The sequence below is a fragment of the Ruegeria sp. CDSA077 genome, assembly GCF_059612265.1.
Genome location: NZ_JBXWQG010000017.1, coordinates 53,555 through 64,754, shown reverse-complemented (window position 1 = coordinate 64,754; position 11,200 = coordinate 53,555). Strand labels below are relative to the sequence as shown.

The 11,200-nt window shown below is 53.5% G+C and carries 9 protein-coding genes; 2 read left to right on the top strand and 7 right to left on the bottom strand.

What is annotated here, in order from left to right; translation table 11 throughout:
* Window positions 1-341 precede the first annotated feature (341 nt).
* From AC2FLE_RS20005 to AC2FLE_RS19990, 4 genes are all read right to left on the bottom strand, one after another.
* On the bottom strand, window positions 342-1,061 hold the full coding sequence (locus AC2FLE_RS20005) for an alpha/beta fold hydrolase (protein ID WP_496699243.1): 720 nt from the start codon (window positions 1,059-1,061) through the stop codon (window positions 342-344).
* Window positions 1,058-2,599, bottom strand: a complete 1,542-nt coding sequence (locus tag AC2FLE_RS20000; RefSeq protein ID WP_282022304.1) for an ABC transporter permease — start codon at window positions 2,597-2,599, stop codon at window positions 1,058-1,060. The genes AC2FLE_RS20005 and AC2FLE_RS20000 overlap by 4 nt, the downstream gene beginning before the upstream one ends.
* A complete protein-coding gene (locus AC2FLE_RS19995; RefSeq protein WP_496699241.1) occupies window positions 2,596-3,651 on the bottom strand; it encodes a quaternary amine ABC transporter ATP-binding protein in 1,056 nt (351 codons plus the stop codon). The genes AC2FLE_RS20000 and AC2FLE_RS19995 overlap by 4 nt, the downstream gene beginning before the upstream one ends.
* A 67-nt stretch (window positions 3,652-3,718) precedes the next feature.
* Window positions 3,719-4,684, bottom strand: a complete 966-nt coding sequence (locus tag AC2FLE_RS19990) for an ABC transporter substrate-binding protein (protein ID WP_496699239.1) — start codon at window positions 4,682-4,684, stop codon at window positions 3,719-3,721.
* A 269-nt stretch (window positions 4,685-4,953) separates the two neighbouring features.
* Between AC2FLE_RS19990 and AC2FLE_RS19985 the strand changes: the two genes are divergently transcribed.
* Window positions 4,954-5,838, top strand: coding sequence for a LysR family transcriptional regulator (locus tag AC2FLE_RS19985; protein WP_496699237.1), 885 nt, complete (start codon window positions 4,954-4,956; stop codon window positions 5,836-5,838).
* Window positions 5,839-5,899: 61 nt separating this feature from the next.
* On the opposite strand, the gene cuyB is transcribed toward AC2FLE_RS19985, so the two are convergent.
* Both cuyB and cuyA read right to left on the bottom strand, forming a co-directional pair.
* Entirely contained in the window at window positions 5,900-6,601 is a 702-nt protein-coding gene (cuyB, locus tag AC2FLE_RS19980) for a cysteate racemase (RefSeq protein WP_496699235.1), read from the bottom strand.
* 3 nt (window positions 6,602-6,604) lie between these two features.
* Complete coding sequence (gene cuyA, locus AC2FLE_RS19975) at window positions 6,605-7,618, bottom strand: D-cysteate sulfo-lyase (RefSeq protein ID WP_496699233.1); 1,014 nt, start codon at window positions 7,616-7,618, stop codon at window positions 6,605-6,607.
* 122 nt (window positions 7,619-7,740) lie between these two features.
* Between cuyA and AC2FLE_RS19970 the strand changes: the two genes are divergently transcribed.
* Window positions 7,741-8,628 (top strand): LysR family transcriptional regulator, encoded by an 888-nt coding sequence (locus tag AC2FLE_RS19970; protein ID WP_496699231.1) that lies wholly within the window; start codon window positions 7,741-7,743, stop codon window positions 8,626-8,628.
* A gap of 430 nt (window positions 8,629-9,058) precedes the next feature.
* Here the strand turns inward: AC2FLE_RS19970 and AC2FLE_RS19965 are convergent, their stop codons facing one another.
* A complete protein-coding gene (locus AC2FLE_RS19965; protein WP_496699229.1) occupies window positions 9,059-11,158 on the bottom strand; it encodes a tetratricopeptide repeat-containing sulfotransferase family protein in 2,100 nt (699 codons plus the stop codon).
* Window positions 11,159-11,200 lie beyond the last annotated feature (42 nt).

Sequence of the window (11,200 nt, the reverse complement as noted above, 5' to 3'; positions counted from 1 at the left end):
CCATCTATATTTCCGCAGATGCCGCTCAACTGCCCGCCTGCTGCGATATAGGCGGTGAGTTCCGGCGTCGTAGACGTATGCGCAAAGCTCAGCATTCGTGACTTTGGGCTCAGAGCCGACCTCAGATGCGGAGCGGCATCTGCCAGTTTCGCAGAACTAGCCTCGTGGCAGAACGGCCCATAAGAGACATTCTACACCCGAGCGGATTACTGAAATACAGCGTTGCAAACCGGCGTTTGCTGCCCGTGCATACCCATTCGCAGCAAAATCTACACTATCCGGGAAAGACCGGTATTGGTCACGACAGCGGTCGTTCTAACATTTTGGCTGCAGACAAGCTGTCAGGCGGTACAAAAATCTCGCAGTATCAAATTAAAGAGCCCCGGCTTCTCTAAATGCGTCGCGTGAGCACATCCAGGTATCACCGCGAGGTTGGCGTCGGGAATTGATTGCCACAATCGTTCGGTTTGGCTCCATGGATAGGTCCGATCCCTGTCACCCCAAATCACCAACGTACGGGTTATGATATCCGCCAAATGTTTGGCGCCGCTCCAACCTTCCATCGCGTCGAGCCCGATAAGCATAGTTTGCAGGCTGCATTGTTCTGCAATCATAGCACAGTCCTCATAGGCCGCAGCTTTTCCCCGATCAAGAAACCAGGTTGCCGCAATACGTCTGGCAGTGGCTCTTGGTCCTTCTGTATTGGCCCGGCGCTTTGAAGTGTCGATCGTCTCAAACCGGCCGGGTAAAATGCCAATCGTTCCGGTGCCGTAAAGCACCAACCGGTCGATACGTTCGGGTGCACGGGTAACCATTTCCTGAACGATCATCCCACCCATTGAATGGCCGATCAGGGTAAATCGCTCAATTCCTCGCCCGGTTAATTCGCACAGCGCCCACTCGGCAAAGCCAGCAATACTGGTGGGGGCCTCGAGATGCGCATTCTCACCAAATCCCGGTAAGTCCAGGGCTACGACGTTGAAACCGGCCAGGGCTTCGACTTGCCCTAACCATTGTCGACTGCCGCCCAAAAATCCATGGACGAATACGACAGGTGTCATTTGCGCCCACCCTGTACAATGCGATCAAGGATCATGGCGCAGAAAAGGATCGCAAACCCGGCGAGGATGCCTTGGCCCACATTGGCATATTGCAACGCTTCCAGCACGTCCTCACCCAGCCCCTTGGCGCCAATCAGCGAGGCCACGACGACCATCGCCAGCGACAACATAATCGTCTGGTTGATCCCCGCGCGGATCGATGGGCTTGCTAATGGAAGATCTACCTTAGTGAGCAAGTACCACTTATTGGCACCGAAACTAATAGCTGCTTCGCGCACGCTTTCTGGTACACCACGCAGACCAAGAACGGTCAATCGTACCACCGGTGTGCCGCCAAAAATCATCGTGACCACAACCGCCGCTGGCTTTCCAACGCCGAAGAACGCAATCACAGGCACCATGAACACGAAGGCTGGCATGGTTTGCATGAAATCCATGATCGGCTGGATAAACGCATAGAACCGTGGGCGACGGGCAGCAAACATGCCGAGCGGAATTCCGATAACAATCGACAGACACGCCGCTGTCCCCAACAAGGCCAGCGTCGTCATGGCACCTTCCCAGAAACCCAGCAGGCCCATATAGGCCAGAAATGCGCCCGAATAGATCGCCGTGCTGATGCCCGCTGTCAGCCAGGTCAGCAGAATAATCAAGCTCGCAATCACGATCCATGGCGTCTGAACCAGTATGACCTCTAGCGCATCCAACAGAGTGCGGATGCCGAATGTCAGCCCATCAAAGAAGGTCTCGCTGTTGCGTACGCACCAGGCGATGAAATCTTCTACCCAAGTGATACTGGTCAGGCGGATGTTTGGGTCTGTCGGAAAATGGCTAAGCAGTGAAAAGCGCCCTGGGAAGCTGTAATGCAACATTGCCGCGGCGACGATTAACGCCATGAAGATTGCGCTGAACACGATCTGCGACACCGGCATGGCCGAACGGATCGAACGATCCGATAGCCACTCCGAGAAACGCGCCTCAAGCGCCCAGTTCGCCACCTGTGACTGTATGAATTTGACGATGATCAGTATGATCAGGCCGGTTAGAATGATGTAAGGACCTTCAGCTGCCATCGCCTCGGCCTCGGCACGGATACCTCCTATGTTTTCTTCAAGCGAGTCCACCGTTCGCTGATAGACATCGATCTTGTCCGAGTTGTTTTCGATAGCCGCCGCCAATTGCTGACGGCGCAGTTCAAGCGTCCCTTCAATCGATGCAATACGCTCCATTGCCTCGGCTGCCAGATCGCCGAACAACCCTCGCGCAATCTGCACAAAGGCTATTGTTTCGAGGATCAGAAATGGTAACGCCCATGACCACAGACCTCGCGCACCGAACCAGACCGGACCAAACAATCCGGCCATCAGATTGAAAGTTGGTGTAAAGCGGGACGATGCACCAATCTTGTCGAAATTACGGATATAGTAGTCAGGGCTGGTGCGCACAAATGTGCGAATGTTTTCACGCCGCTCTTCGGCATAGGCAAGGGCCGCTTCGCTTTCGGTATCTTCCAGCGGGTTCACATCAGAAATGCTCATGACACTTCGGTCCCTTCGATCACGGTGCGCAACAGATCGGCACGGGTTATGACGCCAACATCCACGCCGCCGTCCTCCACAAGGATTGCGCTACTGTTGTCGATCGCCAGATTGATCAGCGTGCTCAGATTTTCGTCTTCATTCACGCGCGGGGCATCCGCCGGTAGCGGCCCATGGGCCGCAATATGTTCTGGAATTGGCCGCATGACCGCATGGGCGCGCACCACTTTGAGGCGTGAAATACCTGCAACGAAATCAGCCACATAGTCATCAGCGGGGTTCATGACGATGTCTTCGGCTGTCCCGATCTGCACCACCTTGCCGTCCCGCATGATGGCGATCCGATTGCCGATGCGGACGGCTTCATCAAGGTCATGGGTAATGAAGATTGTAGTCTTCTTGAGAATCTTGCTCAGCCGGATGAATTCATCCTGCAATTGCCGCCGGATCAGCGGATCAAGGGCCGAAAACGGTTCATCCATCAAAAGCACGTCGGGGTTGGCGGCCAAAGCGCGGGCCAGGCCCACACGTTGTTGCATGCCACCGGACAGCTCGTGTGCGAACTTTGACCCCCAAGCACCCAGTTCGACAATATCGAGAATAGCAGCAGCCTGACGCATGCGTTCATTCTTGCTGACCTGTCGGATTTCCAGTGGCATTGCCACGTTATCCAACACCGACCGATGCGGCATCAGCGCAAAGTTCTGAAACACCATACCGATTTTGTTGTTGCGAAACTGCTGAAGCTCTTTTGGCCCCAAGGCCATGACATCAGTGCCTTCGATTTCGATCTTACCAGCTGTCGGCTCCAGCAGTCGGTTGAAATGGCGAACCAGGGTGGATTTACCGCTGCCTGACAGACCCATGATGCAAAAAATCTCACCCCGGTTTACCGACAGGCTGACATCAGCGACGCCGACAACACAGTTGTATTCGGCCAGCACTTGGGACTTGTCCAACCCGCGGTCGCGGATCGCCTGCAGCGCCACCTCGGGTCTGCCTCCGAAAATTTTCCAGACATTCGAAATTTCGATAACGGTGTCGTCGCTCATAGGTCCTCCAGAGATCTGCTTTTGGGTGGCGCCAGCAGATGCCGCCACCCTGTTTCTGGAAGTGGGATCAGAGACCCAGCCAAGCGTCGACGCGATCCGGGTTCGCTTCGACCCATTCGCGGGCAACCTCTGCCGGATCGCGACCTTTGCCGCTGATCTCATAGGCGAAACCGCTGACATCATCTGCAGTCAATGCGAAATTCGCGAAGAAATCAGCAATCGCAGGTGATCGGTCTGGCAACGTATTGGACCATGCGATCTGGACGTTCTTCAGGGCGTCTTTGGTGGCAACACTGGATTTGCTATACCAATCCGGATCGTCCGATGGCTGCACCATCACGTATTTTGCCGGGTCGAAAGTCGGCTCGCTCAGCATTTGAACGTCGAACATGTACCAGACCGCGTGTGGCTTGTAGCAATAGAAGGCATAGCCCTCGCCTTTGGCGATGCTGTCTTTGATACGCGCGGTCTTCACGCTTTCTTCTGCACGCACGGGCTCGATGAAATCAAGCAGACCGTAGTCGCGCGTTTTAACCTCATTCACATTGGCCGACGCCCAGCCCGGGGCGCCAATCCACATCTCACCCTTGCCATTGCCGTCGCTATCCATCAGGGCAGCGACGTCAGGGCGGCCCAGATCAGCTATGTCGGTGATATTGTTGGCCTCACCAAAGTCCTTGCTAACGCAAAAGCCCTGATTGCCTTCATAGGGGTTCGACGACAGGGTTACTGTGCCCGCTTCGTCTACATATTTCTTGGTAAAGCTTTCCTGGTTGGGTAGCCAGACATCAGGATGCACGTCTATGTCGCCTTTGCCCTGATCCATGGCCTGAAAGATGGTGGCATTGTTTCCGGGCACATATTCAACCGTCCCTCCGATGCGTGTTTCGACAACTGCACCCAGAAGATGAGCAATTGCCTGCGCGCCGGTCCATGACGGCACACCGATTTTAACCTCTTCAGCAGCGAAAGCGGGTATCGCATAGATACCAACCGCCGCTGCCATGCCAAATGCCTTCAGCTTCCTTCTCATAATATTCTCCTCTGTTGATTTGCGCCGTATTTTGGCGTCGTATTTTTTAGTCAGTTTCTTTCCCATCGCTCGGCGGTGTCGTACAAAGTCGTCTCGGGCTGCGACTTCGGACGGAAGGGGAAAAGGGGGACAAACCGCCAGGCCCTAGCTTAAAGTCTAGAGCATGAGGTTTTCTGAGGGCCAATTCGAACATTTCATCAAACTATTCCCGCAATGCATAGTTTTGAGTATGCTCGACCTATGCTTCCTAGGAAATGCAGGTACACACATTGGATTTGAACTGGCTGCGCGACTTTGAATGCCTCGCCCGGACACTGAACTTCACCCGAGCCTCCGATGAACGCAACATCACACAATCCGCATTCAGTCGTAGAATCAAAGCGTTGGAGAGCTGGGTCGGGCTGCCTCTGGTCAATCGCGCCACCTATCCTGTTCAATTGACAGAAGCAGGTCAACAATTCTTGCCGGTCGCGCTGGCGGCGATCTCACAACTGTCAGAATCCCGTCAATCGCTGCGGGATGCCGATCGTGGGGATAGCCGTTTCATCCGGTTTTCGGTCCTCCACACGATCGCGGTTAATTTTTTGGCAAGTCGCATCGAAGAGTTGCAGATGCAAATTCCCGATCTGCGCACTCGTGTACTGTCCGATTCCCTAAGCACCTGCTGTGACCTGTTGGTCGAGGGCGCAGTGGACATTCTCTTGTGTTACAATCACCACTCGGTTTCACCGATGATTGATGAAACCGCATTTGAGCGAAAAGACCTGTTAAAGGATCGTCTGGTGCCAGTGGCTACAGCTAATTCAACGCGTGCCATGGGTTGGAGTCTCGCAGAGCAGGATGGCCCACCCATCCCCTATCTGGCATATGACCGTTCTTCGTTTTTAGGCATGGTTGTAGAAAATACCATAGACCGCAAACCCCTGAACGCCGAGACGATTTATGTTGATAGTCTGGTTGAGACAATCAAGAGACGCCTGATTACCGGAAGCGGCTTTGCCTGGATGCCCGAAACCGCGATTTCGCCAGAGCTGGACGCGGGATTGCTGGTGCCAATCGGCGATGACGCGTGGTGTGCCACCTTGACGATTTCCGCATTTGCCAATCCAGCGACCTTTGATCAGACAGCGCAACAGCTTTGGGACCAATTATGAAAAAAGGTATCTGTTGACTTACAGATTGCCTCCGAACGCTGTGGCGCACTTATTCAATCGCCTAAACTTGCCCTGCGTGGGAAAATTCGACAATCGCCTGGACAAGCAGGTCAATCGTATCAATGGCATTGACCTCGGCCGCAACACTATCAGCGATGAGCGAGAATTCTGAGCAAGCCACAAGCTGCAGGTCGGCCCCTGCGGCAACAAGTTCTTTCGAGGCAACTCTTAGTGTTTCACGCCCTTCATTGCACGGGCCGTCAGTCTTAATTTTTCGGATCGCTGCAAGCATTTTTTCATCGTCTGCCGGCCAAACAACCGAAAGCCCGCGCGTTTGCAGCGTTGTCTCGAATAGATAAGTACGTTGTACGGCTGGCGAGGCAAGCATTCCGATACATCCCCCTGACCCAAGCGTCCGAGCTGCATATTCAGCTGCCAGTTCGATCAAGTTCAGCAAGGGGATGTCCACGGAATCCGTAATCGCCTTGGCATAGTGATGGGCGGTGTTGCACGGCATCGCCAGCGCTAAGGCTCCAGCATCTTCTAGCCGACGCGCCATAGCGGCAAGCGTCGGCCCCGGATCCTCGCCTTCGCCCTCGAGCAGATGACGAACCCGCGACGGCACCTGCGGGTTCATGTCGATCAACAAAGGTATGTGGTCTTGGTCATCAGTTGCGGGTACTGCCGCCACCAGCTTGCGCTGGAGGAGGATCGTCGCTTCGGGGCCCATACCGCCAAGAATTCCAACCGGGCGCAGTGTCATGGTTCAGACAGTCACCCAGCGGTTTTGATGATCAAAGGCAAAATCATACCCCCCAAGGGCTGCGGCACCCCCTGTGTGCAGGAACACAATCCGTTCGCCGTTGAACTCACCCTTCCGTGCAAGATCAATCAGACCGGCTGCACCCTTGGCGGAATAGCACGGATCGAGAAGGATGCCTTCGAGCTCTGCAAACATCTGGATCGCCTCTATGCCGCTTGTCGTTGGCAGGCCATAACCCTCGCCGACATAGTCAGTATTGGCCTTCACGTCTTCGCGCTTGACCACACCTGCGCAGCCCAGTTTTTCAGCAGTTTTGCAGGCGAGGTCAAAAACCATCTGTTCTTGCTTGGGCTGAGGCGCCCTTGTGCCGATGCCCAGCACGGGCACCTGTGCATTCATGGCACACATACCCGTCACCAACCCGGCTTGCGTTCCCGAAGACCCGGTTGCATGCACCAATCTGTCAATTTGCAAACCACTGTTATTTGCTTGTGCCAACAGTTCAAAGGCCGCGTTAACATAGCCAAGTGCGCCGGTCGGGTTCGATCCGCCGCCAGGAATGACATAGACATTGTGCCCTTCCGCGCGCTTCTTTTCGGCTGCGTTTTCCATCTCACCCGGCATGTCGTGGCCGCCGGGAAACTTCTCGGTGGTTGCGCCATGCAAATGGTCTAGCAGGACGTTACCGTTCGTATTGTAGTTTCCATTTTGGTAACCGGTGCGATCCTCCAAAAGGATGTGACAGGCAAGCCCCAGCTTGGCGGCAAATGCAGCCGTCTGCCGACCGTGGTTGGTTTGCGTGGCCCCTTGGGTCATCACCATGTCGGCACCCTGCGCCTCGGCCTCAGCCATTAGAAATTCAAGCTTGCGGGTCTTGTTGCCACCGGTCGACATACCGGTGCAATCATCGCGTTTGATCCATATTTCGACCCCAAGCTCCTTTGACAATCGAGTCATGGGTTCAAGCGGTGTTGGAAGATGTGCAAGATGCAGGCGGGGAAAACGGGCAAGGTGCATGTCGTGGTTCCTAATATTTGCTTTTGTCAACTTACTGCGCGCTGAAGCACATTCCTAATTCGAACTTCGGTACATAAATTGCAGGAATTGCATGTTGTCACGAACTGCACTATCGATCCGCCATGCGTCTTGAGTGGATCGATGATATATTGGCCGTGCTTGATAGCGGCTCTCTCGCCCGCGCCGCTGAAAAGCGATTGCTGACGCAATCCGCCTTTACTCGGCGGGTGCGGCTTATCGAAGACAACATCGGCGCAACGCTGTTTGATCGCCGCCGCAAGCCAGTCTCTTTGATGCCTGGTGTGCGGGATCTGGAATTTGAATTACGTGAGCTCAGCACCCGGCTGCATAGGCTTCGACACACCTTAAAGACAGCGAGTGATCAGACAGGCAAATCGCTGTCTTTTGTTTGCCAACACGCGCTCACCACGACAATTTCACCCGAAATTGTTCGTGTTTTAACAGAAGCTGGCGAAATCTCGGTTCGTGTGCGTTCAGGAAATCAAGACGAGTGCCTGATGCATCTGATTTCAAAAGAAGTTGATTTTGCCATCATGTACGCGGTGCCTGATGACAGTATTCAAGAACCCGTTAACGCGTTTGAAACCAAAACACTCGGGATGGATACTTTGATTCCAGTCTGTACACCTACTGTGCGCACGCAAGTGACGGAAGACGTAATTCCTACAATCAGCTACCCTCCCGAAGTCTTTCTCGGGCAGGTCTATTCCAGGATGATTGCGCCGCGATTACCTGAAGGTAAAACCGTAGTACCCAAAGCTGAAACCGCACTTACGTTGGCCATACTACAATACGCCTTGAATGAAATCGGCATCGCGTGGTTGCCCCGCTCTCTAGTGGCGACCCACCTTTCTGAGGGCGCGCTTGTGTGCATTGACGATGTGCTGCCCACACAGCTTCTGGCAATCAGGGTAGTCCGCTTGGCAGAATCTCAGCCAGATCATGCAGAGCAAATATGGAAACAACTTGAAGACATTTTCAGTTTCTAGTTTTCCCGCAGCACCCTCTATCCCAAATGGCAAGCCGCCCCTAATCAGAAGGGCTTGATTTTCCCTTACACACCCTTCGCCAGACCGAAAAAAACGAAGCCCACACGCAAAACGCTTCGTTATCGCAAATACTGCTACATCCTAAGCACCTGATCCTGGCAGCAGTCGTCTCTCGAACATGCCCAGCTGCCAAAGAAGCGATACAAGCGAGTGGCCACTTTGAATGTTGTGGGTTTTGAAATTCGAATACGCGGCGAACGTCTGCTTCCCGCCCTGGCAGCTAGGTTTGCTGACTCTCCGTCGCTTGTGGCTGGATGAACAAAGTACGATTGCTTGCACTCAATTTCATGTGCGGCTCAGAGGAATTTGCCTCAATAACAGCACGCCTTAGTAGATCCGACACCTTTTAGAACCAATATCCATCCAAAGATCATCGAAACGGAATCCTTGCTTCTCCGATTGTCTCGATAAGCGGTGCTAAGTGAGATTCGTAGTTTCGCCATTTCTCCTTTGACGAGCTGTATAATGGCTGGCGCACTTGCTGAACACTTGCAGTGCGGACACGTCGTGCCCCTTTGTAAAACTCGAGACAACGATTATCCCACTCGAGGCCACAATATGCTATCAAGCGTCGCGCTTCGAACTCGATATCATCGATAAGGCTCTCATAGTGAATGGTGTGAAAGCTGCCGGCGGGGAGAACTTCCTTCCAATGCTGCATAACGCGCACATAGGCATTGAAGTATCGACCCAATTCGATCTGGTCGTAGCTGTGGAGCTGACTGCGCTGAAACACTCGGGTGAAGCAGGACAGACACGTATCTAGCGGATTGCGCGCGACATGCACGATCCGCGCATTGGGCATGATCGCATGAATCAGGCCAACCATCAGAAAGTTCGCAGGCATCTTATCAACGATATAAGGTTTACCAGGAGCGTGCGCATCGAGCCGCTGGACATATCGTTGGGCGCGTTTTGAAAGCTCCTGATCCGAGAGAGCCGCAATCAGACTTCCAGTTTTCTTGTTTCCACCGCGCAGTTGATCGGTGAAAAGTTTGTGCAAATAGTTAAGCTCTCCGGCTCCGAATACGTCTGAATGGCTGGCGAGGATCGACTCCGTCAGCGTCGTTCCAGACCGCGGCATACCAACAACAAAAATTGGTTGGCTGCTGTCCACCGAGCTCTGGTGAAGTTTTTCGACCAGTTCCGGTGTAAAGGCCGCGATCAGGTCGTCTGCCGTTTCCTCGATTTGGTCGGCATCAAAATCGATAATGCTGCGCTTTACTGCAGCCCCTTTTGCAAAATGTTCAAAAGCGCTGTCGTAGCGCTTGAGGTCCTCATAACATTTTCCCAATGCGTAGTGATACGATACCGATTGTTCAGGAAGCATCTTGTCGGCTTCAGGCAAGGCAGCCACAAGACCCTGAAAATCAAGGTTGTCTTCGGTAACTTTATCCAACTTAACCAACGCGATCTGCGCATTCAAACGCGCCTTGTCCCTTTCTGCGGCCTTGTTGAACCAGCTGCGGGCAGCGTCAAAATTGCCCTGCTCCATCTCCAGATGGCCCAATGCGATCATTGTGGCCGAGAAATCCGGTTTTAGCTCAAGGGTCTTCTCGTAGTTGGCAAAACCTGCCTCGAGGTCGCCAAGGTGCGATTTGCAAACGGCTATATAGTGATATGCAGGCGCGTGGCCGGGGTCTATGTGCTGCGCTTTTTCTGCCTCGACAAGGGCAAGTTCATGCAGGTTTTTCTCGATCAGGACCTGCGCAAGCCCGACATAAGCTTCGGGCTTTTTTTCATCTAGCGAAATCGCATTTCGAAAACAGCATTCGGCTTCGTCCCATTCGCTCTGCAAAACGTGTAACCGTCCCCGATTGCGGTGCAACTCTGCGGAAATATGCCCCTTGCTAAGACAGTCATCTGCAAAATCTCTGGCTTCTTCTAGCTCCTCAGCTTCTATCATTACAGAAATGAGATTGTTGACACTCTCGAGATAGTCCGGGCGCAAATCTAGCACCCTACGATAGAACGAGATTGCCCCTTCCCTGTCCTCGTTGTCGCGCGCGATTGATCCAAGATTATTCAGCGCAGCAATCAGATCTGGATTAAGGGCCAGCGCTCTCTTCTGAGATGCCTCGGCTTCGGATAAATCACCTATATCGTAATAGGCAAGCCCAAGGTTTGAATGCGCATTTGCAACCCCCGGGGCAAGCTGGACTGCACGTTTGCCAACCCTGATCGCTTCTTCAGGTTTTCCGTTCGTGCGTAACACCTCGGTGAAGTTCGACAGGAACCCAGCATTGTCCGGCTGTAATCGGATCGCTTCGCGCATAGCATTTTCAGCTGGCCCGCTTTGACCGGTTTGAAACGCAATTACGCCAAGCAGTTGATGCGCTGGCGCGTATTCGGGCGCAGCCTTGAGCACTTTGTTCAGAACATTGACAGCTTTATTCAAATGCCCTGTATCGTAGGCCTGAACTCCTTGGTTGTAGGCCTCACCGATGGATAATGTCTGGTTTTTAGGCATTCAAGTAGCTCCGGGCTGGCGCATGACGACAGTCTGATCTCA